We start from the raw sequence: 26,076 nt of genomic DNA on the forward strand, positions 1-26,076 counted from the left end.
AAATCATTAGTCGAGTTTGAGCACAGCAAGGAAGGCTTTCTGTGGAACTTCCACATTACCAATCTGCTTCATGCGCTTCTTACCCTTCTTTTGCTTCTCAAGCAACTTGCGCTTACGGCTTACGTCACCACCATAACATTTGGCAGTAACATCCTTGCGCACCTGCTTAACAGTCTCACGTGCTACAATCTTGGCACCGATAGCTGCCTGGATAGCAATATCGAACTGCTGACGAGGTATGAGGTCCTTCAACTTCTCGCACATTCTGCGACCAAAGCTCACAGAGTTATCGCGGTGAGTCAAAGTACTCAAAGCATCTACAGGCTCTCCATTCAACAGGATATCGAGCTTTACCAGGTCGGAATGACGGAATGAATCGATATGATAGTCGAACGAAGCATATCCCTTGGAGATACTCTTCAGCTTGTCATAGAAGTCGATGACGATTTCTCCCAACGGCAACATGAAGTGGAGCTCAACACGGTTTCCACTCACATATTCCTGGTTGATGAGTTCGCCTCGTTTGTCCAGACAGAGTTTCATGATAGGTCCAATATAATTGGTTGCCGTAATGATGGTTGCCCGGATATATGGTTCCTCAATATGGTCTATCAGCGTTGGGTCTGGCAATCCGGAAGGATTGTGAACTTCTTTCACACCGCCCTGCTTGTCGTATACCATATAAGATACGTTAGGTACGGTAGTGATGACATCCATATTAAACTCACGGTCCAGTCTCTCCTGTACGATTTCCATGTGGAGCAAACCGAGGAATCCGCAACGGAAACCGAAGCCCAAAGCCACAGAACTCTCTGGCGAGAAAGTCAATGAAGCATCATTGAGCTGCAGTTTTTCGAGCGATGCCCGCAGATTCTCGTAATCGCTAGGATCGATAGGATAAACACCAGCAAATACCATAGGTTTCACTTCCTGGAAACCCGCAATCGCCTTGTCACAAGGACGGGCGATATGGGTAATGGTATCACCCACCTTTACCTCGGTAGCATTCTTGATACCCGAGATGATATAACCTACCTCACCGGTACCCAATTCCTGGCGTGGAATCATATCCATCTTCAATACACCGATTTCATCTGCATCATATTCCATGCCGGTATTGAAGAACTTCACCTTATCTCCCTTACGGATCACGCCATTCTCTATCTTGAAATAGGCGATAATGCCGCGGAATGAGTTGAATACAGAGTCGAAAATCAAAGCCTGAAGCGGTGCCTTCTCGTCTCCTACCGGAGCAGGAACACGATTAACGACAGCTTCCAATATGTCTTCTACACCCTCACCGGTCTTACCTGATGCACGGAGAATATCCTCATGCTTGCAACCAATCAGGTCTACAATTTCGTCTTCTACCTCATCAGGCATAGCCGATGGCATATCTATCTTATTGATTACCGGGATAATCTCCAGATCGTGATCGATAGCCATATAGAGGTTTGAAATGGTCTGTGCCTGAACGCCTTGAGTTGCGTCAACAACCAGCAGTGCTCCCTCGCAAGCAGCGATGGAACGGGAAACTTCGTATGAGAAGTCAACGTGTCCCGGAGTATCGATAAGATTCAGGATATAGGTCTGTCCATCCCTTGCCTTATATTCCATTTGGATAGCGTGACTCTTGATTGTGATGCCACGTTCTCTTTCCAAATCCATATCATCAAGCATTTGTCCTTCAGTAATCTTGATGGTCTGAGTCTTCTCCAGAAGTCGGTCTGCCAAGGTACTTTTACCATGGTCTATATGTGCAATAATGCAGAAATTTCTTATTTTATTTATATTCTCCATATAATTTTTCTCTCTTTAGAGTGCAAAGATAGTATTTTTTTTCGTATCTTTGCACAAAATATTGAAAATAATAGAGATTTTTAGATAAAAAGTAGAAAAATCATGAAGAAAAAGTTGATTTACATCGGTATTTTTGCTTCTTTGCTCGTTTCTTGTACAGAAAGTCTGGAGGACAAAGCGGCTCGTGAAGCCAAGGAGTATACTGAAAAATACTGTCCTACTCCATACGTCAACGACGCCAGGACTGACAGTGCTGCATTTGATAAAACCAAGAAGATATATACGTACTATATCTCTTTGAGAAACAAGGCAGATAACAAGAAGGCGATTGATGCCAACAAGGATAAACTCCATAAGATTCAGAAGGAAGCCCTGGACAACAACCCTGGTCTGAAGAAATATAAGGAAGAGCATTTCACCTTCCGTTTCGTATATCATTCGGCTAAGAACCCGAAGGAGGTGTTGCTGGATGATACCTTCAAGTATTAGAAAAGGCACGGAGTACTAGCTAGTAATCCGTGCCTAAAATACTCTTAATATCCCATTTCCTGCAAAGCTGTCGCCAACTGGTCTGGACAGCTTGTAGGCTTATTGCCACAAGTGATACCCTTCAGTCGGGCGATAACCTCCTTTGCCTTCATGCCTTTAATCAAAGCACAAACGCCCTTGGTATTGCCATCGCATCCTCCGATGAACTGGGCATCCTGCACATTTCCATCTTCATCTATACTGATGCAGATGTATTTTGAGCAGGTGCCATGAGTCTGATAAGTTACCTTCTGCAACTTATCCTGTTTGTCTTGCTGCAACATAATGCTTATTCTGCGTCTGCAGGAATTTCTGGCTTCATGTTGGTATATACAGTCTGAACATCGTCAAACTCTTCCAACTTCTCAACCATCTTGTCGATAGTTTCGCGCTCCTCAGGAGTTACATCCTTCAAATCGTTAGGGATGTAAGTGAACTCAGCACCAGTTACCTCGAAACCCTCAGCCTCCAGGTGCTTCTGAATTTCGCCGAAGCTTGTAGGAGCACCATAGATTGTGATTTCGTTGTTCTCCTCATCCTCATCAAACTCATCTTCTACACCGTAGTCAATCAGGTCGAGAATCATCTCATCCATATCCAGACCTTCCTTCTTCTTGAATGTGAACACAGCCTTGTGGTCGAAGAGGAAAGACAGAGAACCTGTTGTACCCAAGTTTCCGCTGAACTTGTTGAAAATAGAACGAACGTCAGCAACAGTACGTGTAGTGTTGTCTGTCAGAGTATCAACGAAGACAGCCACTCCGTGAGGGCCATATCCCTCGTATGTTACTTCCTTGTAATCGCTGGTATCCTTGCCACAAGCGTTCTTGATGGCACGAGCGATGTTATCCTTAGGCATGTTCTCACGCTTACAGTTAGCGATGATAGCACGCAATGATGGGTTGTTCTCTGGTTCTGGACCGCCTGCCTTCACAGCAATAGCAATCTGCTTACCCAACTTAGTAAATGTCTTGGCCATGTGGCCCCATCTTTTCAGCTTTGTAGCTTTACGATATTCAAATGCTCTTCCCATTGGAATAAAATTTTAAATGTTTATCGTTTGTTTATAATATTATCTTAATTCTGCACGGAGCACCTTCTGCATTATCTCAATTCTGCATTGAGCTTGCTTGTAAGGTTGGCTATGAGCTTCTTCATGATAGCATCTATCTGCTTGTCATTCAGAGTCTTCTCCTCATCCTGCAGGATGAAGTTAACGGCATAACTCTTCTTGCCTTCAGGCAAATGTTCACCCTCGTAAACATCAAAGAGAACAACGCTCTTCAGAAGTTTCTTCTCTGTCTGGTGGGCAATCTGCTCAATCTGAGCGAACTCTACATTCTTGTCTACGAGCAATGCAAGGTCGCGGCTCACTGACGGATACTTGCTGATGTCGGTGTAAGTAAGGTTCACCTTCTTCACTGCCTTCATCAGGTTATCCCAGTGGATATCAGCATAGAATACATCCTGCTCAATATCGAATGCCTTCTTCAACTTCAGGCTCAGGATACCCAGTTCTACCAATACCTTACCGGCACGGGTCTCGTAACTTACGCCCTTAGAGAAGATGTTATTGTCGCTGTGCTTGATAACCACGTTGTTCTGTGGCATACCCACACGGCGGAGAATATTCTCTACCACAGCCTTCAGCTCGTAGATGTTGCTCTGCTCATCAGCATGAGCCCAACTGCCCTCTATGCGCTTACCGGTGATGAAGAGAGACATGTGAGCCTCCTGAGAGTAAGCCTTGATAGGACTCTCCTCGCTCCACTTCTCCTTATTATATATATAGGTGTTACCCACCTCGAAGAACTTCAGGTTCTGGCTCTTATGGTTGATGTTGCGAACCACGCTCTCCAAACCACCGAACAGCATCGTCTGGCGCATCACACCGAGATCAGCACTCAATGGGTTCATCACCTTCACGGTTGTATCGTTAGGATACTTGTTGAGGTCGAAGTCGGTATAGTAGCTAGCCTTGCTCAGAGAGTTGTTGAGAATCTCCATGAAGCCCTCGCCTACCAGCTGCTCTGCCACGAGGTTCTGGCTGTGATAAGCCTTGTCCTCATCGCCCTGAACAGTCAGGGAGCTCTTCAACTGGGTTGGAATCTCCACATTATTATATCCGTAGATACGGAGAATATCCTCTACTACGTCGCAAGGACGCTGAACGTCTACACGATAAGCAGGAACCAGGAGGTCGATACCCTCAGCATCCTCCTTCACAATCTTCATCTCGAGAGATGTGGCGATGTTCTTGATGGTCTCAGCACCAATCTCCTTACCGATGAGGCGATGCGCATACTCATAGTTCAGGCGAACTGGGAAATCCTGCATTGGCTCTGGATATACATCCTTGATCTGCATGGAAATCTTACCGCCAGCCAACTGCTTGCAGAGGATGGCTGCCTGCTTCAAAGCATAAATCTGTCCGTTTGGATCTACGCCACGCTCGAAACGGTAGCTGGCATCTGTACTCAAACCATGACGGCGAGCGCTCTTGCGAATCCATGTAGGATGGAAGTAAGCACTCTCCAAGACTACATCCTTGGTTGTCTCGTAAGTACCAGAACCCTTACCGCCGAAGATACCGGCGATACACATAGGCTCCTCAGCATTGCAGATGCTCAGGTCGTGCTCACCCAAGGTATGCTCCTCGCCATCGAGAGTAACAAACTTGGTGCCCTCTGGCTGGGTACGAACTACAATCTTATGACCGGTAACCATGTCTGCATCGAAGCAGTGCAATGGCTGGCCGTATGCCATCATGATGTAGTTGGTGATATCCACGATATTGTTGATAGGGCGCAAGCCGATGATGTTCAGCTTATCCTGCAACCACTTAGGACTTTCCTTCACCTCACAACCGGTGATGCTTACACAGGCATAACGCTTGCAAGCCTCAGTATTCTGGATTTCAACATCGATAGGAAGATCCTCGTTGTCTACCACAAACTCATCGCAAGATGGGCGATGCAAACTTGTCTTGTAGCCATTCTGCTTCAACCAGGCATACAGGTCGCGGGCTACACCCCAGTGACCGAGCGCATCAGCACGGTTGGCTGTGATATCTATCTCGATGAGCCAGTCGCTCTCCAGGTTATAATACTCAGCAGCAGGCTGACCTACCGGAGCATCTTCTGGGAGCACGATGATGCCGTCGTGAGAGGTACCTACACCAATCTCATCCTCAGCACAGATCATACCCAAACTCTCAACACCGCGGAGTTTGCTCTTCTTAATGGTAAAACTCTGGTCGCCATCGTAAAGTACGCAGCCCAAATCTGCCACGATAACCTTCTGACCTGCAGCAACGTTAGGAGCACCACAGACTATCTGCTGAGGTTCGCCCTTACCCAAGTCAACGGTTGTAACATGGAGGTGATCACTATTAGGATGCTCCTCGCATGTCAATACTTTACCAACATAGAGACCTTTCAGTCCGCCCTTGACAGACTGAACTTCTTCCAAAGCGTCAACTTCGAGTCCGCAAGAGGTCAACGCGTCCGCAGTCTCCTGTGGTGTCAAATCGAAATCGACGTATTCTTTAAGCCATTTGTATGAAACGTTCATTATAATGATTTTTTATTTTATTTCTATTTTGAAAAACCCTAAGAAACATCATTCGGGCTATGCATGTTCTAAAACTCTGCAAAAATACAAAAAAAAATGCATATAAACAAATAACATTCGCCATTTTTGCACTATTTAAAATAAATACATGCAAAAATGGCGAATGCCTTGGTTTTTATTCGAAAACTTCGTCGATACTGCCAGCTCCTACTTCCTCTGAGTCATCCTGTTCGGCTGCCTTGCGGGAACAAGGATTGTAGTCTTCCGGCAAATCGAACTTGATAGCAGGACTGATACCCAGCGACGGGTCAGCATAAACCTTCTTCATGAATATCGCCCAGATAGGCAAAGCCATGGTAGCACCCTGACCCATACTCATGGAATCGAAGTGGATATCACGCTCCTCACCACCTACCCAGCAGCCACTTACGAGTTGTGGAGTAAAGCCGATAAACCAACCATCGCTGTTGTTATTGGTAGTACCGGTCTTGGCGCCAATCTGTCCTTCCAGGTTATAACGGTAGCGCAGTCTTCCTGCCGTACCATTATCCACAACACCCATCAGCATGGTGAGCATCTTCATGGCATTATCGGCACTGATCACCTCGTTCATACGTGGCTGGAAGGTAGCTATCGTATTACCTTCATTATCCTCGATACGGCTCACAAACATTGGAGCAGTACGGATGCCGTGGTTGGCAAATACGGTATAAGCACTCACCATCTCGCTGACACTTACCTCACATGGTCCCAGACAGAGACTCATGGATGCATGGATATCAGGATTGTTGATGCCGAAGTCGCGCAACATCTGTACGAACTGCTGCGGATTGAGCTTACTCATCAGATAAGCACTCACCCAGTTGCTACTCTGCGCCAATCCCCAACTCAGCGGTACCATCTGTCCGGCACGTGAATGGTTGGCATTGCGAGGTGTCCACGGACGACCTGCCACCATATAGGTCTGCTGACGGTTAGGTGCCAGATCGCAAGGTTGGAAGCCGTTAGACATCGCCAGACTGTAAAGGAATGGCTTGATGGTAGAACCCACCTGCCGGCGTCCCAGACTCACCATGTCATACATGAAATGGGTATAATCCAATCCACCCACATACGCCTTCACAGCGCCCGTCTTAGGATCCATGCTCATAAAACCGCTACGCAGAAAACTCTTGTAATAACGGATAGAATCGAGCGGACTCATCAGCGTATCAATATCACCATGATAGGTAAATACGGTCATCTCCTGCTTCTTGCGGAATGCCGCCTTGATTTCATCCTCAGAATATCCCGCAGCCTTCATCGTACGGTAACGCTCACTCTGGGTGATACTGCGGTTCAGTATACTCTTAATCTGTTCCGGTGTCAGCTTATCGCTGTATGGCGAGCTTGGTTTGCGAGCTATCTCTGCACTGAAGCGAGGCTGCAGATAGCGGGCTACATGCTGATACATAGCCTCTTCCGCATACTGCTGCATACGGCTATCGATAGTTGTAAACACCTTCAGTCCATCACTGTATACATTGTATGGCGAACCATCCTTCTTATAGTTCTTGTTGCACCATCCATAGAGCGGATCATTCTCCCACTGGATAGAATCCACCACAAACTGGGCTCGGTTCCAAGAAGGATAATCACTATGCTCCGGACGCTTAGCCATCATATACTGGCGAAGGAACTCACGCAGATAAGTAGCCGAGCCGTCCTTATGGTCGGTACGGTGGAAATTGAGTGTCAGCGGCTCAGCAGCACACTGGCTATACTCGCCCCGGCTCAGATACCCCGCCTTCACCATCTGCGAAAGAACCACATTTCTGCGCTCCCTCGCTCTCTCCGGATAGCGAACCGGATTGAAGAGCGACGGATTCTTGCACAGTCCGATGAGCGTTGCCGACTCACAGAGGGTCAGATTCTTCGGTTCCTTATTAAAATAGGTATTTGCCGCCGTCTTGATTCCTACAGCATTGTGCAGGAAATCGAAGTAATTGAGATAGAGAGCCAGAATCTCCTCTTTGGTATAATAGCGTTCCAGCTTCACCGCAATCACCCACTCTATCGGCTTCTGCAACAATCGTTCCATCGTACTGCCTGCCTTCTCAGAATAAAGCTGCTTGGCGAGCTGCTGCGTGATGGTACTTCCACCACCCGCATTAGTCTGTCCCAGGATACCACGCTTGACGATGGCACGTCCAAGTGCACGGAAGTCGATACCTGAATGCTCATAGAATCGCTCATCCTCAGTAGCCACCAGCGCCTTAATTAAATAAGGTGACATCTTCTTGTAAGGAATCACGATACGGTTCTCCTTGTTCAGGTTCCACGTACCAAGCACCTTGCCATCGGCAGAGTAAACCTGGGTGGCAAATCTGTTGATAGGATTCTGCAGATCCTCGATGTCGGGCATGTAGCCAATCATTCCAAACCAGATGGCAACAAAGGCAAGAATTACCATGAGTATTCCAGTGCCGAAAACAGCCCATAAAATATGTATAAATCGCTTTCTCATCACTATTTCTTTAAATATTTGTGCAAAATTACATAAAAGTTTTGATTTATCGCATATAAATCAGATTTTTTATGTAACTTTGGGGGCGATTTTAGAACATTCAATCATATTTCAAATGGAAAAACATAATTTTGTGACCATTGCAGACCTTTCCAAGGAGAAAATCATGTACCTCCTGGAAATGGCGCAAGAGTTCGAAAAGCACCCGAACAGGGAGTTGTTGAAGGGAAAGGTCGTAGCGACCCTTTTCTTCGAGCCATCTACTCGTACCCAACTCAGTTTCCAAACCGCTGCCAACCGTCTTGGTGCCCGTGTCATTGGTTTCTCTGATGCCAAGACATCCAGTACCACCAAGGGTGAGACCCTCAAGGATACCATCCTGATGGTAAGCAACTATGCCGATGTAATCGCCATGCGCCATTTCATCGAGGGAGCAGCCCAGTATGCCAGTGAGGTAGCACCAGTGCCTATCGTAAATGCAGGCGACGGCGCTCACATGCATCCTTCACAGTGCCTGCTCGACCTCTACTCTATCTACAAGACCCAGGGTACCCTGGAGAACTTGAACATCTATCTTGTGGGTGACCTCAAATATGGCCGCACCGTTCACTCACTTATCACAGCTATGCGCCACTTCAATCCTACCTTCCATTTCATCGCACCTAAGGAACTCGCCATGCCAGAAGAGTATAAACTATACTGCAAGGAGCACAACATCAAATATGTTGAGCACGAGGACTTTAACGAAGATGTGATTGCAGGTGCCGACATCCTCTACATGACCCGTGTACAGAAGGAGCGTTTCAGCGACCTGATGGAGTATGAACGCGTAAAGAACGTGTATATCCTGAAGCGCGACATGCTCTGCAAGGCGAAGGAAAACATGAAGATCATGCATCCGCTGCCACGCGTGAACGAGATTGCTTACGATGTAGATGATGATCCACATGCATACTATATTCAGCAGGCTCAGAACGGCCTCTATGCGCGTGAGGCTATCTTCTGCCACTGCCTCGGTATCTCGCTCGATGATGTGAAGAACGATAAAAGCATAATTGAATAATGTTGAATGTTGAATGTTAAGTTGCCTAACGGACACCTAACATGGCCCTCAAGGGCGCAAGCCTCACTCAACATTCAACACTCAACACTCAACATTCAACATTCAACACTCAACATTAAAAAAAAAGAGATGGGAAATAATAAAAGTCAATTAGTGGTTGCGGCTATCGAGAACGGTACCGTAATCGACCATATACCAGCCGAAAAGACCTATCAGGTAGTAAATCTGCTCCAGTTGGAGAAGATGGAGACTCCTGTTACTATCGGCTACAACCTGCCAAGCAAGAAGATTGGCAAGAAGGGCATCATCAAGGTTGCCAACAAGTATTTTACCGATGAGGAAATCAACCGACTCTCTGTCGTTGCGCCTAACATCGGACTAAGTATCATCAAAGACTACGAAATTGTAGAGAAGAAGACCGTCAAGACTCCTGATACGCTGAAGGGCATCGTAAAGTGCAACAACCCTAAGTGCATCACCAACAACGAGCCTATGCAGACCCTCTTCCATACCGTAGACAAAGTGCTCGGTATCGTACGTTGCCACTACTGCGACAAAGAGCAGCAATTGGGCAAAGTAGAGCTCTGCAAGTAATAAAAACAGGTAGTTTATAACAAAAAGTAAGCAATACCACTCAAAATGTTACGATTTATTTGGTAGTTTGAGAGATATTGCTTATTTTTGCATCCGATTTCATTAAACATCAACCATAAAAAGTAAAGGGAAATGGTAAAAGATCAAGAGATTTTCGACTTAATCGAAAGAGAACATCAGCGCCAGCTGAAGGGTATGGAGCTTATCGCTTCTGAGAATTTCGTGAGTGACGAGGTGATGAACGCTATGGGTTCTTACCTTACTAACAAGTATGCCGAGGGTCTGCCAGGCAAGCGTTATTATGGTGGATGCCAGATAGTAGACATCGTAGAGAACCTCGCCATCGAGCGTGTAAAGAAGGTGTTCGGTGCTGAGTATGCCAACGTACAGCCTCACTCTGGTGCGCAGGCTAACGCTGCCGTTCTGCTTGCCGTATTGAAGCCAGGTGATACCTTCATGGGGTTGAACCTCGACCACGGCGGCCACCTCTCTCATGGTAGCCACGTCAATACATCCGGTATTCTCTACAACCCTATCGGCTACAACCTGAACAAGGAGACAGGCCGTGTAGACTACGACGAGATGGAGAAACTGGCTCTTGAGCACAAACCAAAACTGATTATCGGTGGTGGTAGCGCTTATAGCCGCGAGTGGGATTATGCCCGCATGCGCAAGATTGCCGATGAGATAGGCGCTCTCCTCATGATCGATATGGCTCACCCTGCAGGTCTGATTGCAGCCGGTCTGCTCGACAACCCATTGAAGTATGCGCACATCGTTACTTCTACTACCCACAAGACTCTCCGTGGTCCTCGTGGCGGTATCATTCTGATGGGCAAAGATTTTGACAATCCATGGGGCTTGACTACCAAGAAGGGCGAGGTTAAGAAGATGAGCATGCTCTTGAATTCTGCCGTATTCCCAGGTGAGCAGGGTGGTCCGCTGGAGCACGTCATCGCTGCCAAGGCAGTAGCCTTCAATGAGAATCTGCAGCCTTCATGGAAGGAGTATGCTACTCAGGTAAAGAAGAATGCTGCCGTACTCGCAGATGACCTCATCGGTCGCGGATTCGGTATCGTGAGCGGTGGTACAGACAACCATTCTATGCTCGTAGACCTCCGAAGTAAATATCCAGATCTTACAGGTAAAGTCGCTGAGAATGCGCTGGTTGCAGCCGACATCACAGTCAACAAGAACATGGTTCCATTCGACAGCCGTTCTGCCTTCCAGACATCAGGTATCCGCCTGGGTACAGCAGCCATGACCACACGTGGCGCCAAGGAAGATATGATGCATCTCATTGCCGAACTCATCGAGGAGGTTCTGAATGCTCCTGAGGACGAGAAGGTCATTGCCCGCGTTCGCGAAAAGGTGAATGCTACAATGAAGGATTACCCTCTCTTTGCATACTAATCGTTACGAATAAATATAATTACAAACTGCGGGCCTTCCGTCCGCAGTTTTTTGTTTCATTTAATAAATAATAAAGAAAAGAAAAAATTTATGAAAAAGATGAAAAGCCTACTGCTCATGGCACTTGCGTTGCTCCCTGCGAGCAAAACTTTAGCACAGACCAACGCCCAAGTTTTCTACGACTTCGGCAGTGACCGCAAGTTTGTTACCCTCACACTCGAAATGTTCAAGCAGGACAAATGGGGTAACACTTATTTCTTTGTAGACCACGACTTCAATTACGACAAGATGGACACCAGCAGTCCAAACGTGGCACAGGGTGGTACCTACACAGAGATTTCACGTGCATTGAACTTCTGGCAGAACAGCCCAATGAAGAACTGGAGCCTCCACGTAGAGTATAATGGTGGTATCACCAAGAACTACCCTATCAACAATGCCTGGCTCTTCGGTGTGGAGTATTTCATGCACGACAAGAGTTTCAAGAACACCTTGACACTCCAGGCACTCTACAAGACTATCCGCAAGACCGACCAGAACGTGCCAATGCAGTTTACTGCTGTTTGGGGATGCAAAGACATCTTTGGATTAAAGGGATTGAACTTTAGTGGTTTCGCAGATTTCTGGTGGGAGAATCACGTAAGTATGCTTGACAAGCACGGAAACGTGAAAGAATTCCTCAAGGACAAGGACGGCAACGTCATCAAGGACAAGGACGGCAATCTCATGGCCAAAACCACTGCTGAGCACACCGTCTTCACTACTGAGCCACAGCTCTGGTACAACGTAGGCCAGCACTTCGGCTGCGAGAACCTGAGCGTAGGTAGCGAGGTAGAAATCAGCCACAACTTCGGCAGCAATGCCGGCTGGATGGTTCGCCCTTGCCTCGGTGTAAAGTGGGACTTCTAATTACGAATTTCTTAGCTGCGGAAAATTTTCAAAAATTCATTTTGAAAATTTTCCGCACTAATTCTTAACCACTTTATATTCTGTTTTTCAATAACTTACGTTACTTTCTTACAGTCAATCCGCCATCAGAAATTCCTCCGATTCCACCTTTTTTCTTATTGTACTGACGGGTTACACCGCTCAAGTTAACTCCGCCAACGCCCTCGGATGTAGCGTTTACACTTTGGCAGTCAACCTTGGCTTTCACGCTGCCCACGCCCTCGTTCTTGATAATCAGACTGCCGCCCTTAAACATTCCCAGATTAACAGAGCCTACACCCTCATTATCCAGTTTCACACTTCCCATCTCAATCTTAGAGATTTTCACCGAGCCTACGCCTTCGTTATCAATGTTCATATCATCTCCAGCCACATCATCGATATTTACCGAGCCAACACCCTCGTTGGTTATCTCCAGTTTGTTGGCAAGAATCTTCCCAATCTTGACAGAGCCTACACCCTCGTTATCGATTTTCAGGCGGTCGCTATTAATCGTCTTGGCATAGAATGAACCTACGCCTTCCTGTGCAATCTTCACCAGGTCAGGACTGGTGATATAAATCTTGAGTCTATTCTTTTCAGAGTTACACGCGGCAGGCACTTTGAGCTTTCCGGTGAGTCCAATCTTCACCTCGCCGTCACGATAAACCACCTTGAGTTTCTCCTTGAGTTTCTGTACGAACTCAGCATCCTTGATGGCAGAGTAATCCAATCGAACGCTGCATTCATCGCCATTGTTCTGGGTATAATAAACGCTGGCAATCACATCCACGTCGATCGCCTTGAAAGGCTTCTCGGTCAAATCACCCTGCGTAAAGTTGAGACTTCCCTTCATTTCACTGGCTGAAGATCCCATACTGCAAGAACTCAAGCCCATTGGGGCAAAGAATAAAGCGGCAGCCACCGCCCAAATACCAAATTTCTTCATACTCATATCTAATTTTATGTTTCTAAATAATTGATAAACCGAATACCTTTCTGTTTCGGAAATCTGATGGTTAGACGTAAGAAGATACATAAAGGTTGCAGGATAAGAGAAAAAATGCAGAAAAAAAAGTGCAACAGAAAGCTGTTCTCACAGGAACAGCCTCCTGTTCTTACTGAAATAGCCTTCGTTAGTCACTGAAATAATATTCGTTGACTATTGAAGTAAGCCTCACTCCATTTTCAAGCAAGCAACACGCCATAACATTAAGGTATTCAAGGAAAAGGCACAAATTCTACAAGGCGTTCCAATAGATTTATTTTTCTCTATCCCCCAATGCAAAAAATTGCCTAAAAATTTGGAAGTTACAAATTTTCAGCGTATCTTTGCATAAGATTAGCGGCGCTCGGCAATCAGAAAGCAAGCTTTCATTGCACTCACTGACATAATCTTTGCAAAAGTATTAATTTAAATGAATCGCGTATGAAGCAGGTAGAAGAAAGATACATCAAAGCCGAAATAGCCAAGTTCACTCCGCAGGAAATGAGGGAGTACGAAACTAGCAAGATGGCATATCGCGACATCAAGAATTCCGTAGACACCGCCAAGCGTGAAGGTATAGCCGAAGGCATGGAAAAAAGAAGTCTTGAGATTGCCAGAAAGATGCTGGCAAAGGGCATAGATGAAGCGACGGTAAAGGAAATAACCGGGCTGTCGGTGGAATATATACTGCAGCTAAAAGCAGAAATATAGATTACTTATTTGCTGAGCAGAAAATAACAGTAACAACATGTCTTAGATTTTTTTAATATGACAACATTAGAGTTACAAACAGAATATCAATCACTCGTCAACATAATTGCCAACGAGGATTACGAGACAATAAGCAAGGCTGTCAAAGCACTGAAGAAAATACTGTCTCCTAACAAGGCTGTGTCTCCCAACAAAACAAAGACTAAGAAAATAACCAAGGCAGAATTAGTTATAGACCCAAGAATTGCAGCCATGAATAAAGGCATCAACTCGCCAGAGTCATTCGACTACAAAAACGAATACTACAAGGACTACATGAAATAACGGAATTGAAGTCTCGCATTTGGTTCAAATACGGGCTGAAGACCCAAAAGTTTCAAGAAGCAGCACGCCCTAAAAGGGCAGAAGTAAGGCAATCCCTGCTTCTGCCCTTTCAGGGCGAGTGGAGCCAACTTGCGAAAATTCAGTAACGGAAAATTTGCAGCAGGTTTTAAAAGATTAGAATTATGATTTCAGAAAAAGAATTAAATAGCTATCGGCTGACAAGCATGGAAGAGCCAACAGATGAAATGCTGGCTCAGATTATGCATGAGGCTGCCGAAATATACAACAGAGAAAACGAAGAAGCTTACAGAAGTTATTTTGCCAATATGCAAAAACAGGCTAAAGAACAACGACAAAAATTCAATTTGAATTAATGGAGGCAAAAATACACAAACCCGTTTTAATTGTCATTGCAGGACCTAATGGTTCTGGGAAGACAACAATAACCAGTCGTGTATTACACCACGAATGGCTAGAAGATTCTATTTATATCAACCCAGACAATATTGCACAAAATATGTTTGGCGATTGGAACAATCAAGATGCAGTATTAAAAGCAGCCCAATACTGCCAGGCTCAAAGAGAAGAATGCCTCAACAATAAACATAGTATGATTTTCGAAACAGTAATGTCCACTGCCGAGAAAATTGACTTTATCAAAAGAGCTAAAGAAGCTGGATTTTTTATTCGTCTCTTTTTTGTAGGAACTTCCTCGCCAACAATAAATGCTTCAAGAATTGCTACTAGAGTAATGAAAGGTGGACACGATGTACCGATTACAAAGATTATTTCAAGATATGCCAAATCCATCATCAATTGCGAAATAGCATCCCAATACGCCGACCGCACATACGTATATGACAACTCAAAAGACGGTGTAGAAGCTCAACTTCTTTTCAGAATGACAGAAGGTAAAATATTTAAGGAATACGTGAAGGAGATTCCGGAATGGGCTATAGGCATTGCCAACAAAGAAGAATAGCCTTGAAAGGTTTCTCGCTCAAATCATCCTGCATAAAGTTGAGATTTCCCTTCATTTCACTGGCAGAAGACACATAAAGGTTGCAGGGAAAGAGAAAAAAATACAAAAAAGTGAAGCAGGAAGCTGTTCTCACAGGAACAGCCTCCTGTTCTTACAGAAACAGCCTTCGTTAGTCACTGAAACAGTATTCGTTACTCACTGAAACAGTATTGTTTTCCTGGTTTACTGAACGACCGTAGAGAGTGATAATTTCTTTAACTCCCCTTAACTTCCCCAGATACGAAAGTTCAATCAAATATGCGAAACTTCAAGTTTTCTGCGTTAATATTTGTTTAAAAATCAGTCCTTTTTCGATATCGTTAACTTCTTTTATCTGATAATTGTTTAACACAACATAAGACGGGATACCCTACCCCACTCGCTTTTCAAAGATTTCAGCGGTAAGAAAAGAGAAAAAAATGGGACCCTAAAAAAAAGGCACCTCTTTCGGAACCAAAAATAAACGCTTAAAATATGTAAAAACGGGCCAAACTCTTAAAATATGTTTATAAAAAGCGAAAAACACCCTTCACCACCCTTCACCCGTAACTATTTGACACATAAAACGTTAAATAAAAAGGTGAAGGGTGAAGGTTTGAAAACTCTTTTTTATATATACGCGCGGCAAGAGAAAAAATCCGTTTTTTCATTTTTCTGACTTTCCGGTTTTTCCAAAAATCCTAAAAAAAGAATATATATATAAGATTTAAAATATACCCTTCACCCTTCACCTCGTCACCACAACACATATCCATCATCGTATTCCCAACATTTGTTTTCCTGGTTTATTCTTCGGAAATATCACACTATCTTTCGGAGAAATTCTCGTATTCTTCGGAGATATTCTGCTATCTTTCGGAGATATTCTCATATTCTTCGGAGATATTTTGCTATCTTTCGGAGTAATTTTCGTGTTATTGATTTCAGAGATAGTTATCATTCGACAAGTGGAAGAGCCAATTCGTTACCGCCCACCCCAAGCTAACCTCGTGACCATCAGAGCGAAAAACAGCGGATTAACTTTATTTAACAAAAAAACAACTGATTATGAAAAAATTACATTAAATTTGCAATCGTCTAACAGCTCCACTTGTAAGTGTACGCAAGATGATGGATGATAGTCAAACTACCAAAACGATAGTCAAACTACCAAAAAAAACAACGAGCTGAAGGACAAGAATATAAGTAAATCGTATTAATCAGATTAATCAGAAACAGAAAGTACAATTTAAACTTAAATAGATATGAAAGTATTCAATTCTAAGCTTGCTGCCATCGGTTTGGCGGCATTCGTATTCGCATCATGTAGTGACAGCAATAGCGATCCTACAGATGGTTCAAAGATCAACGTAGTTGACCGCACTACAATTACGCTTGCATCACAGAATGTAGATAACAGCCGTGTTGTAAACTACAAGAACACAACAGCTAAGGCAAGAAAGTTCTTCCTTAACACAAGAGTAGAAGACAGCTCTATTTTTCCTGTTTTCAAAGATGCTCCTGAAGAGGAAAACGCAAAGCAGCTCAACAACGCAGCTGACCTTACAAACAAGAACTATGCAATTACTAGCAATAAGAGCCTTAACTTCGCTGGTAAGACTATCGAGGGTGCTACTATCTTTGTACACGGAGGCTCTACTTTCGAGTACGATAATACAACAAAGATGACCAACACTACCATCGTTTTGCAGAGTAGCGCTACATTGAAATATACCGGCAATGGCGAAATGATAGCTAAAGGCAACACCGTATTCTGCACAGATGCCAAGAACAAGTTTGTTGCTACTGGTGACATCAACATCAATGGTGAACTTTACGCTAATTTTAAAGGCACTTCAAGCCAGGGCAAGGATTTGACAACAGGTCTTGGAGCTATCAAAGAAACTACTGCTGCAGAAAAGGCAAAGAGTATCACTCCTACTCAGAAGGTTACTTTCGGTGCTAATGCAAAGGCTTACATCAAGGGTTCTATCCGTGCCACAGTGTTGAACATCGAGAATGGTGCAAATATTTACACCACATCTAATATCTTCAGCAACGGTACTGTAAACATTAAAAGTCAGTTAGGCATAGAGGGCTTCCTGAAGGCTCAGGACCTCAACGTAGATGGCTACTTGGCCGCTGGCAAAAACTCTGCCATCAGAGTATTTGGTACTATGAACGTAAATGACGGTGCTTACATTTCTGCCAACTACATCAATGTCACAAACAACACGAAGGACGAAAAGGGAAAAATTGTCGCAGGCAACGCTACCCTCAACCTGAATAAGAATTGCTTGATTCGCTTAAGCAACAAGAACGTAATAAACGTCAACAACTTGGTAACAGACAACAGCAACCAGGGTCAGATTGAGTTGGCAGAAGACAACGCTGTAGCAGTAATCAAGGCTGATAAGTTCGAAAACAATGGCAATGAGAGAATCCTTTCATTCAAGACCAGTGGCAATAACTCATGTTTTCTGTTCCAGTTTACAAAGTGCTTCAATGGCTCTACAGAGTTGAATACATTCGAGGATCTTGCTATCCAGGCTACATATATCGACTATGACAAGACTACCCAGAACGATATGGTTGACTATAAGGATGAAAACAACACGCACTATGGTTATGAGTGGAAGGGTGATGCTTCACTGTTAGTCGCTAGCAAGAAACTCGATTTGATTGCATCTTCAGAAGATCCTAGTGACGGTCAGTCTGCAACATGTATTCAGCCAGCGAACGGCTTGCTCTACGTTTCATACCATACTAATGGTAACGATGTAGCAGGTGGCAACATCGAGGTTGCCAGAATGACTGAAGGTAACAAAAAGTTGACTATCGAGCAAAGCAAGAAGGCTGACAGAATCGACTACAACCACCTGATTGTTGATGGAAACAAGCTTTACCTCGCTGGTAGCCAGCAGGGCAATGGCTCAGCAGAAGGAACAGCTGTCGGTGCTTTCATGGGTGAGATTGAACTTACTGGTTCAGGCATTAGCGACAATATGGTACTCAATGCTGTTGACAAGAAGAACAGCAAGATAGATGCCAACTGCGTTGCAGCATTCGGCACAGACCATGTATTAGCAACAACCAAAGGTTTCTACGTATTCGACAAAGATGGCAACGCTGACCTCTACGGTTCCTCTGTAGGCAAACACGTTGTTACAGTAAACAGCAAGCTCTATGCATTGACAGAGGATGGCACGTTGAACGTTTACAACAGTTCTAATATGGAAACTGCTGAGAAGACTTACCAAGTTGGTGCTGTTGAGCCAAAGGGTAACAAAGCAGTTGTAGCTGTTGACAATAATGGCGACATCTACGTCTGCAAGGGTAAGAACGGTGTAGCTAAGATTTCTGGTAGTACTGTAAATCAGGAGTTCTTTAAGTGCCCAACAATCTCTAACTCTGCTGATAAAAAGCATCCAGGAGAGGTAGAGGGTTGTGCCAACGGCATTGCAGTTGATGGCAGCTACGTATATTTGGCATGCGGTAGCTATGGTCTCGTTGTATTAGACAAGAGTACTGGCACAAAAATCTGCCACCGTAAGGCTCCTAAGGAAAAGTCAGCCAACTATGTAGCTGTTGATGGTGAGAATATCTATGTAGCATACGGTAAGAGCCGTATCCAGGTATTCAAGCTGACAACAACGAAAGAATAATAACTTTTTTGTTCTTCCCTCACTCTCACATTTGAGTGAGGGAGAACAAACCTTATTCCAAGCTTAACTAGCATATCAGAAACAAACTAGCTAAAGCTAACTTTAAGGTTATCCGCTAATTATCAATAAATAACAACGAAACAGAAAGCTAAAATGAAAGCATTTAATATCAAACTTGCAACATTCAGCTTTGCAGCATTGCTCCTCGCTTCTTGTAGTGATAGCAATAACGATAATGGAACAGAAGGATCATCAATCATGAATCCAAAAATCGTTGGTAGCACCGTTGTTTCAACTACAGATGCACAGACACTTGCTACTCAGGTAACCAATTACAAAAAGAAAGCTGCAAGTACAACTAAGGCTACAAGAACAATTGATGCCAGCAATACTGATATTTTTGAGGGCGTAATTGATATGCCGGCAGAACCAGTTGTTCCTGCAGAAGCAATTGACTTGGTCTCAGCTCCACAAGGGACAGCATTATCTGGTAATGTTTTTAAAATTTCATCTGGAAACATAGCTCTTACCAATCAATTCCAGATGAGCAATACCGCAACCATCTACGTAGAAAGCGGAGCAACCCTTACCTATAATTATTGGGAAGGTGGCTACAAAATCATCGTATTGAAGGGCGGAAAGCTGGTTGATTCATACGGAAATGCTACCAAGCTCTGTGACATAGACAACTATGGTACAATTGAGTTCTCACAGGACAGAATAGATATAAACCATACATTTAGAACATCAAAGAATTTGAATGTAGCTGGCAAATACCTTGCGATATCAGGCAAAGCCTATTTCGGCGGAAATGTCACTACGAAGGCTCTCTATCCAGGAGGCTCAACCACCAATATCAAAGGAGATTTGCAACTGGGAGAAAATGAAGGATTAAAACTAGATGCTGTAAATGAGGTGCCAACCAAGATGAATGTGGATGGAAAGATTACAGCAAAAAGACTGGAATTGACAAACGGTTCTATCCTCTACTCAGGATGTGGTGCAGTAATCAATGAGGAAGTGTACATCACCGACAATACAGCTTTACATGCCAAATACCTGAAGTGTTCAAAATTCATTCAGAATTCAGGAGCCAAACTCATCCTGTCTGACCAGAGTTACATCAATTGTTCTGGTGAATTTGCATCATATAACAACGATACCAGTTATAGCATTCTGGAAGGCGATGATGCCAAGGCGGTTATAAAGGCAGATAAGTTCTTTTTCAACAACGGTGCTCCACAGAATGATGATGCCGGTGAGGAATATTTCCTGGTAAAGATGTTCTCTACCCCAGGAAAAAACAACCCACAGATTGTAGCAGATGGAACATTCTATGTCAACGGGCAGAAAGCAAATGTAAGATTCACAGATGCCAATATGTTTGTTACAAACGGAGTAACCAAGAACGAGGTGGTTATCAACCCAACAACAGATTGCGGTAATCCTGGATGGACAAATCCAAATCCAAAACCATCCCCAGAACCGGAGCCAGAACCAAATCCTACTCCAACACCAAAACCAGAGCCAACACCAAATCCTAAACCAGGTTTGGATCTGATTACAACTGTGGAACCGGAACATACACATGAGATTTCAGCAACAGGCATCATGCCGCTAAACGGTTATCTTTACATGTCATACCACACCAACCAAAACCAGAAAGATAATGCAGATTATTCGCATGGTGGATGTATTGAGGTGATGTCACCAGTTAAAGATGACCAGGCTGAGCTGAAACAGTATATTTACGATTCGGCAAGAGATCTCGACTTCAACCATATCCTGGCAACCAAGCTGAACAGCGACGAATATAAAATCTTCCTGCCAGGAAGTTCAAACAAGAAGGGTGCTATGCTGGCATACATGGATATCAGAAAAGATCACATGCTGGCTGATGAATCGATGGAAATAACCAGCAAGGAAGGCGACGAAGTGACCATCAAGCAACCATTGAACTATATACAATTGAAACCTGCAACAGGAGACTATAAGGGTTACGATGAAAACTGCGTGGTATATAACGACAACACCAACCACCTGATTGTTGCAACAACCGAGGGGTATACTGTATATGACGCAACCACAATGAACGAGGTTGAGACATATAGCAAACCAGGAAAGGCAAAGCATTTGGCTATTGGTAACGGTAAGATTGTTGGTCTCTATCTGAATGAGAGAAACAAAGATACCAAGATAGGTATCCCCGCTACGATTGAAATCATAAACGAGAAGACAGAGGACTTCAACGACACCAAGACATTCGACACCAACGTCAAGATAGAGCCTAATGATGGCAAGAATGTAATTGCTGTTAAAGACAACAAGATTTATGCTTGCCTCAGTTCTGCCGGTCTCTATGTTTATGATATGAATGGCAACGAGCAATGGCACTACCAGATGCCGTCTCCAAAGAATAAAGAAGGAAAATGGAAGGCTCTCTGCAATGGATGTTTCGTTGACAACAACTATGTATATCTGGCATACGGCTCTTACGGAATTGTGGTAATCGACAAGAATACACATAAAGTAATTGCACATAGAGCCGTTGAGAAATCAGCCAACTATATCACGGTTCATAATGGATACATCTATGTTGCATACGGACGAAGCCGCATGCAGGTATTCAAATTGAACCTAGGCAAATAGTCAAAGAATGATTGCTCAAAAGGCAATAAGTAATAAAATAAGAAACACCAGATGAATGCAGCTGCAACAGCTCGCAGCTGCATTCATCGTGTTTAATAACTCATTATGAAGCGAAAAATAATACGATACTCAACAACAGTTCTGCTACTTCTCATGGCAGCACAAAGCACTATGGCTCAGACGAAAGGCAAAAAGCCGAAAAGTTTCAGCCCTAAGATGCTCGTATATGAGAATCTGAAGAACGATAATGTACTGAGACACTTCAAACAGCGCTTCGCACAACTCGACACTCTCATCAAAAACCCTATCTGGGTGAAAGCACCAGTCATAGAACTGGGACTCAACAAACAACATACAGCGGACATCAAAAAGACTGATTCCCTGTACTGGGCGAAGACGGCACACGAACAACTCGCCCTCAACCGACAAAACGGTCTGGAAGTGACCGGACAGGTTTATGCCCGACCTGACGCGTACTTCGATTCTGATGAAGACGATGCAAAAGAGGTATCAAAATATAAGATGAAGGTTCAAGCCGAACTGGGTTGGAACATCATCAACTCGAAGTTCTACCAAGGCAAGGAGAAAAGAACAAAAATAGCTCTTGCCAATGAACTCGACCGCTTGCAAATAAAAAAGCGCCAAACTGCAGACATCTATGAAAAGGCAGCCGATGAGCTGACCGAACAATATAATTTCTATATCGGTACTGTCATAGCACACAGACTGGACAACCTCGACATCATGAACGAAGCGTACCAGTTTATGCTGGAAAAAGACCGAATCAGCAACGACAAGATGCTGAAAGTGATGAACGAAAAGCTGGAGGCTGAATATGACATCTCCGTGCTCTGCACAGACAGAGATATCACCAACAAGCCTATCTACCGCATCAAACCAACCAAGATCGTGGTAGACACAACAGCCCTCTGGAACCATCTGAACCAGGAAAGTCTGGATGCACGCATCATGATGGTGAAAGAACAGATTGCTGACAACGACAGCAAGCTGACCAACTATTTAAGCACTACCCGACTCACACCATTCGCAAGATGGTCGAGCTACTGGCAGAGCAACAACAAGATTTCGAACAATGCCGACGTGGGCGTAAGATTCACCATTCCTATATGGAACGAAACGCCACGCAAACGACAGGCACTGGAGACCCAGAAGGAAATCATACGCAGCAGCCGCGGTACCGATGTGAAGGAAATAAAACAGTCGGTAGGCATCCTGCTCAAGAAGATAGACAACCTGAACAAGGCTATAGCCACAGAGGCTTTCCATATAGACCAGACCGGCAAATATATCGAAATGCGGCGGTTTGCCTACCAGAACCAGAAACAGGGATACAACTATCTGATGCGTATGGACGAATATACGGGACTCCTGGAAAGTATGGAGCGTATGTACAAACTGATGCAGAACCGGGCCCTCGCTATCATCAATATAGAGAAAGCCGTGAGCATCTATGACAACAACAACATCTTCAAAGAAATAGAACTTTGAATGTAAGGAAACTAGAATATGAATGAATTCCAATATAACGGCACGCCACAAGAACAGGCGATGGCAGACTTGCTGAAGTCGCAGGGTCACCGCCTTGCCAGACAGCAGATTGTCTTTGCCCTGATCTTCCTGCTGGTTATCGTGCTTGCCGCCTACTATATTGTCACTCGTATGATATGGGCAACCTTCGACGGTTATATAACCCTCGATGAAAACCGTATCAGTGCCGTTGACGACATCTATATTCTTAAGGTGAACAAAGAAATGGGTGAAGTGGTACATAAGGGAGATACGCTCTACTCTTATGTACTGCTAGGTAATATTGTGAACCAATACGACCCGAACATCCTGCCTTCAGCCGTAAAGGAGACTCACGACATGGAGGTACAGGCTAAACTCGCACAGCAGGAGATTCCGGTGCTGCGTACCCGACTTGCCGAACTGAGAAAACAGAAAGCCTCTGAAAGTTCGGACATCTACTACGGTCTTACCGACAACACCAAGCGAAATGCACTGGATGCCGAGATTGCCGAGGTAGAAGAGGAATTGAGAAAGCAGGCTAACAAGGTGGAAATCTACGCACAGGCTAAGAACACCACCTTTAACTTCATGAGCCACAGAGGAGCCGGCACCACAAATGCTGCCATGCCTTACTCCAACACTAGCATCTACAACCCAAGTCTGGTACACTACTGCTGTGCACCAGCCGATGCTTACATCACAAAAATCAATGTGAGCGACAAAACCCTGGTGTTCAAAAGCGAGGAGGTGATGGTTATCCAGCATACCGACTATGCAGACTGTCATCTGGGCGTAATCGCATACGTACCCAACGACATGGTGAAGTATATGGAAAGCCCTGACGATGCAGACATCATCATCAACAAAGACCTGAAACTGCAGGCTAAGTTGCAGATGGTAGGTCTGAGAGTAGAGGAAATACCAAAGCATCTGCAGAGTAACTTCTCGCATGATGCCAACGCAGTGGTTGCCGTCTTCACCCTGAACCCGAACCAGAGAGTACCGGCATGGGTAATGAGCAACAGACTGCCGGTAAGAGTAAGAGTGAACAAGATTGATGCCATGCTCGATCCGAAGCCACTACCGATGTACACCATCCCAGTGGGCAAGAACGAAAACGTGAAGCGAAGCAACATGATTTCGAGCGGCAACAATAATCATCAAGATAAAACGGAATAAAGAATGATTGGACTTAGAAGAAACAAACGTGGAGACATGGTGCTCACCATCGATAGCTATATAGATATCGACTCGACACCGGACATCCAGTCCGACTACTTCGATTGTGTTTACATCAATACGAAGAGTGAGCGTGCGTTCCATGCTATACTGTATGGAGCCAGTCCAATCTTATCGTGGAAATGTAGCTACAAACCGATATTCGTCAATACAGCGGTATCGGGAAAGGAACAGATTATCGACTATATCATCGATGCCTATGTGAGCGACATGAGCAATGAGAAGGTATACGAGATTATTGACAGAATCAAGATGGCAAGACAGAAGTTTGGTGTAAAAAGCGAAACAAGCCGTCCTACACAGCCTAACCAGCTCTTTGCCAATATTCTGAGATTCCTGCTCTCAAGAGACCAGCGAATCATGGGACACCGACTGCTGGAAAAATCGTCTTTGGGATATATCAACCCTATCTTCGAGCACTACCACAGTATGGGTCTCTTCCATCTCAACGAGATGTTCATGTTCATCGACTCTATGGTGGAGTACGGTTCACTGCGCATTCACCGCTTCCTGCTCAAGGAGCACCTATGCCCTAAGTGTAACCACTCTCACCTGCTCTATACAGAGTGCTGTCCGAAGTGCGGAAGTTCGAACCTGAAGATTCAGAACATCATCCACCACTTCAGCTGCGCCAACGTATCGCCGGAAAGCAGCTATAATGTGGGCGGTATGCTCATCTGTCCGAAGTGTCACAAGAAACTGCGCCACATCGGTGTTGACTATGACAGACCAGCCGTGGTATATACCTGCAACGACTGCGAGAACTCGTTTACCGCGCCTATCACCAAGTCAACCTGCTGCTACTGCCAGAGCACCTATCCGGTAAATGCCCTGGTGCCACGAGACGTTGTGGACTACGAGATAACGGAAGAAGGAATCAGAGCACTGACCAACGGCAACATCATGTTCAACAACATGGCGAACATCTATGATAACTTCATGGAATATTACCTGCTGATAAACCGACTGCGACGCCAGCTGATGGAAACCTACCGCAAGGATGAACTCTCGGTCATGGTAGGCAAGATATGGATTATAGATGATAACAAGGATACCGTAAAGATAAAGGAAAGCATACAGGGCAAGCTCTGTAGAATCTTCTCCAATCACAAGGTGTCTTACAACAACAATATCTTCTACGTATCCTCTACCCTCTATGAGCAGGGAGAAACGGTGGAAGAGGCTCAGCAGAAATTGAGCAAGGAGATGTCGGTAGCCATCAGAAAGCTGGCCAACTCGATAGAACCGGACGAGATTATCTGCAGCATGCTGGAAACCAAGACGAAGACCATCGCCAACAACTATGACGAGTTCTTCAACAAACTGCAATATGTGGATATGACTCCAGACGACTACTGCCGCTACTCAGAGGAACCTCTGATGAAGGAAGAAGAGAAAAAGGTGCAGCCGCAGGAAGAGTTGCTCGACACGGAGCCGAAGGAAGATGAAAACGACAAGATACAGAAGCGCATCGTGCTCTACAAGAAACTCGTTGCTATCCTTGTCACCATCGCAGGTATACTCATACTTATGGTACTCTTAGCACTTACCGTGCTGAGATAAGCC

Annotated in this window: 20 protein-coding genes; 14 read left to right on the forward strand and 6 right to left on the reverse strand. The window is 44.7% G+C overall.

Annotated elements, in window-relative coordinates:
• Positions 1-6 precede the first annotated feature (6 nt).
• A complete protein-coding gene (lepA, locus tag RCO84_RS07835; RefSeq protein ID WP_317584632.1) occupies positions 7-1,800 on the reverse strand; it encodes a translation elongation factor 4 in 1,794 nt (597 codons plus the stop codon).
• Positions 1,801-1,902: 102 nt separating this feature from the next.
• Here lepA and RCO84_RS07840 point away from each other — a divergent pair, with 102 nt between their 5' ends.
• Positions 1,903-2,289 (forward strand): hypothetical protein, encoded by a 387-nt coding sequence (locus RCO84_RS07840; protein ID WP_006846970.1) that lies wholly within the window; start codon positions 1,903-1,905, stop codon positions 2,287-2,289.
• Between the two features lie 44 nt (positions 2,290-2,333).
• On the opposite strand, the gene RCO84_RS07845 is transcribed toward RCO84_RS07840, so the two are convergent.
• From RCO84_RS07845 to RCO84_RS07860, 4 genes are all read right to left on the reverse strand, one after another.
• On the reverse strand, positions 2,334-2,612 hold the full coding sequence (locus tag RCO84_RS07845) for a TIGR03905 family TSCPD domain-containing protein (protein ID WP_006846971.1): 279 nt from the start codon (positions 2,610-2,612) through the stop codon (positions 2,334-2,336).
• 5 nt (positions 2,613-2,617) lie between these two features.
• The gene (locus RCO84_RS07850) at positions 2,618-3,361 is read right to left on the reverse strand and encodes a YebC/PmpR family DNA-binding transcriptional regulator (RefSeq protein WP_022120814.1); all 744 of its coding nucleotides are present in this window, start codon (positions 3,359-3,361) and stop codon (positions 2,618-2,620) included.
• A gap of 71 nt (positions 3,362-3,432) precedes the next feature.
• Entirely contained in the window at positions 3,433-5,901 is a 2,469-nt protein-coding gene (pheT, locus tag RCO84_RS07855; RefSeq protein WP_317584633.1) for a phenylalanine--tRNA ligase subunit beta, read from the reverse strand.
• A 175-nt stretch (positions 5,902-6,076) separates the two neighbouring features.
• Positions 6,077-8,407 carry a penicillin-binding protein 1A gene (locus RCO84_RS07860; RefSeq protein WP_317584635.1) on the reverse strand — a complete coding sequence of 777 codons (2,331 nt, stop codon included), beginning with the start codon at positions 8,405-8,407 and terminating at the stop codon, positions 6,077-6,079.
• Between the two features lie 115 nt (positions 8,408-8,522).
• On the opposite strand from RCO84_RS07860, the gene pyrB reads away from it, so the two are divergent.
• The 4 genes from pyrB (at position 8,523) to RCO84_RS07880 (ending at position 12,386) form a co-directional block, all read left to right on the forward strand.
• Positions 8,523-9,470 (forward strand): aspartate carbamoyltransferase, encoded by a 948-nt coding sequence (gene pyrB, locus RCO84_RS07865; RefSeq protein WP_118062888.1) that lies wholly within the window; start codon positions 8,523-8,525, stop codon positions 9,468-9,470.
• A 129-nt stretch (positions 9,471-9,599) separates the two neighbouring features.
• Positions 9,600-10,064, forward strand: a complete 465-nt coding sequence (pyrI, locus tag RCO84_RS07870) for an aspartate carbamoyltransferase regulatory subunit (protein ID WP_117587317.1) — start codon at positions 9,600-9,602, stop codon at positions 10,062-10,064.
• Between the two features lie 132 nt (positions 10,065-10,196).
• Positions 10,197-11,477: a serine hydroxymethyltransferase gene (glyA, locus tag RCO84_RS07875; protein WP_317584637.1), complete on the forward strand. Its 1,281-nt coding sequence runs from the start codon at positions 10,197-10,199 to the stop codon at positions 11,475-11,477.
• A 90-nt stretch (positions 11,478-11,567) separates the two neighbouring features.
• Positions 11,568-12,386, forward strand: coding sequence for a DUF5020 family protein (locus tag RCO84_RS07880; RefSeq protein WP_317584639.1), 819 nt, complete (start codon positions 11,568-11,570; stop codon positions 12,384-12,386).
• A gap of 100 nt (positions 12,387-12,486) precedes the next feature.
• Here the strand turns inward: RCO84_RS07880 and RCO84_RS07885 are convergent, their stop codons facing one another.
• On the reverse strand, positions 12,487-13,353 hold the full coding sequence (locus RCO84_RS07885; protein ID WP_317584641.1) for a GIN domain-containing protein: 867 nt from the start codon (positions 13,351-13,353) through the stop codon (positions 12,487-12,489).
• 480 nt (positions 13,354-13,833) lie between these two features.
• On the opposite strand from RCO84_RS07885, the gene RCO84_RS07890 reads away from it, so the two are divergent.
• From RCO84_RS07890 to RCO84_RS07930, 9 genes are all read left to right on the forward strand, one after another.
• On the forward strand, positions 13,834-14,103 hold the full coding sequence (locus RCO84_RS07890; RefSeq protein WP_260849522.1) for a hypothetical protein: 270 nt from the start codon (positions 13,834-13,836) through the stop codon (positions 14,101-14,103).
• A gap of 57 nt (positions 14,104-14,160) precedes the next feature.
• Positions 14,161-14,427, forward strand: a complete 267-nt coding sequence (locus RCO84_RS07895) for a hypothetical protein (protein ID WP_317584643.1) — start codon at positions 14,161-14,163, stop codon at positions 14,425-14,427.
• A 182-nt stretch (positions 14,428-14,609) separates the two neighbouring features.
• Positions 14,610-14,801 (forward strand): hypothetical protein, encoded by a 192-nt coding sequence (locus RCO84_RS07900; RefSeq protein WP_022121808.1) that lies wholly within the window; start codon positions 14,610-14,612, stop codon positions 14,799-14,801.
• Complete coding sequence (locus tag RCO84_RS07905; protein ID WP_118201272.1) at positions 14,801-15,409, forward strand: zeta toxin family protein; 609 nt, start codon at positions 14,801-14,803, stop codon at positions 15,407-15,409. Before RCO84_RS07900 ends, RCO84_RS07905 begins: the two co-directional genes overlap by 1 nt.
• A 1,283-nt stretch (positions 15,410-16,692) precedes the next feature.
• The gene (locus RCO84_RS07910) at positions 16,693-19,092 is read left to right on the forward strand and encodes a hypothetical protein (protein ID WP_287894305.1); all 2,400 of its coding nucleotides are present in this window, start codon (positions 16,693-16,695) and stop codon (positions 19,090-19,092) included.
• Between the two features lie 153 nt (positions 19,093-19,245).
• A complete protein-coding gene (locus RCO84_RS07915) occupies positions 19,246-21,741 on the forward strand; it encodes a DUF5074 domain-containing protein (protein WP_317584645.1) in 2,496 nt (831 codons plus the stop codon).
• 171 nt (positions 21,742-21,912) lie between these two features.
• Positions 21,913-23,250 (forward strand): hypothetical protein, encoded by a 1,338-nt coding sequence (locus tag RCO84_RS07920; protein WP_317584646.1) that lies wholly within the window; start codon positions 21,913-21,915, stop codon positions 23,248-23,250.
• 18 nt (positions 23,251-23,268) lie between these two features.
• On the forward strand, positions 23,269-24,450 hold the full coding sequence (locus RCO84_RS07925) for a multidrug transporter (protein WP_144150547.1): 1,182 nt from the start codon (positions 23,269-23,271) through the stop codon (positions 24,448-24,450).
• Between the two features lie 3 nt (positions 24,451-24,453).
• Positions 24,454-26,073 carry a TackOD1 domain-containing metal-binding protein gene (locus RCO84_RS07930; RefSeq protein ID WP_317584648.1) on the forward strand — a complete coding sequence of 540 codons (1,620 nt, stop codon included), beginning with the start codon at positions 24,454-24,456 and terminating at the stop codon, positions 26,071-26,073.
• Positions 26,074-26,076 lie beyond the last annotated feature (3 nt).

The organism is Segatella copri, from assembly GCF_949820605.1.
Classification (GTDB): domain Bacteria; phylum Bacteroidota; class Bacteroidia; order Bacteroidales; family Bacteroidaceae; genus Prevotella.

Coding starts and splice junctions, on each gene's coding strand:
- lepA (WP_317584632.1), bottom strand. CDS start 1,800: ATGGAGAATATAAATAAAATAAGAAATTTCTGCATTATTGCACATATA.
- RCO84_RS07840 (WP_006846970.1), top strand. CDS start 1,903: ATGAAGAAAAAGTTGATTTACATCGGTATTTTTGCTTCTTTGCTCGTT.
- RCO84_RS07845 (WP_006846971.1), bottom strand. CDS start 2,612: ATGTTGCAGCAAGACAAACAGGATAAGTTGCAGAAGGTAACTTATCAG.
- RCO84_RS07850 (WP_022120814.1), bottom strand. CDS start 3,361: ATGGGAAGAGCATTTGAATATCGTAAAGCTACAAAGCTGAAAAGATGG.
- pheT (WP_317584633.1), bottom strand. CDS start 5,901: ATGAACGTTTCATACAAATGGCTTAAAGAATACGTCGATTTCGATTTG.
- RCO84_RS07860 (WP_317584635.1), bottom strand. CDS start 8,407: ATGAGAAAGCGATTTATACATATTTTATGGGCTGTTTTCGGCACTGGA.
- pyrB (WP_118062888.1), top strand. CDS start 8,523: ATGGAAAAACATAATTTTGTGACCATTGCAGACCTTTCCAAGGAGAAA.
- pyrI (WP_117587317.1), top strand. CDS start 9,600: ATGGGAAATAATAAAAGTCAATTAGTGGTTGCGGCTATCGAGAACGGT.
- glyA (WP_317584637.1), top strand. CDS start 10,197: ATGGTAAAAGATCAAGAGATTTTCGACTTAATCGAAAGAGAACATCAG.
- RCO84_RS07880 (WP_317584639.1), top strand. CDS start 11,568: ATGAAAAAGATGAAAAGCCTACTGCTCATGGCACTTGCGTTGCTCCCT.
- RCO84_RS07885 (WP_317584641.1), bottom strand. CDS start 13,353: ATGAAGAAATTTGGTATTTGGGCGGTGGCTGCCGCTTTATTCTTTGCC.
- RCO84_RS07890 (WP_260849522.1), top strand. CDS start 13,834: ATGAAGCAGGTAGAAGAAAGATACATCAAAGCCGAAATAGCCAAGTTC.
- RCO84_RS07895 (WP_317584643.1), top strand. CDS start 14,161: ATGACAACATTAGAGTTACAAACAGAATATCAATCACTCGTCAACATA.
- RCO84_RS07900 (WP_022121808.1), top strand. CDS start 14,610: ATGATTTCAGAAAAAGAATTAAATAGCTATCGGCTGACAAGCATGGAA.
- RCO84_RS07905 (WP_118201272.1), top strand. CDS start 14,801: ATGGAGGCAAAAATACACAAACCCGTTTTAATTGTCATTGCAGGACCT.
- RCO84_RS07910 (WP_287894305.1), top strand. CDS start 16,693: ATGAAAGTATTCAATTCTAAGCTTGCTGCCATCGGTTTGGCGGCATTC.
- RCO84_RS07915 (WP_317584645.1), top strand. CDS start 19,246: ATGAAAGCATTTAATATCAAACTTGCAACATTCAGCTTTGCAGCATTG.
- RCO84_RS07920 (WP_317584646.1), top strand. CDS start 21,913: ATGGCTCAGACGAAAGGCAAAAAGCCGAAAAGTTTCAGCCCTAAGATG.
- RCO84_RS07925 (WP_144150547.1), top strand. CDS start 23,269: ATGAATGAATTCCAATATAACGGCACGCCACAAGAACAGGCGATGGCA.
- RCO84_RS07930 (WP_317584648.1), top strand. CDS start 24,454: ATGATTGGACTTAGAAGAAACAAACGTGGAGACATGGTGCTCACCATC.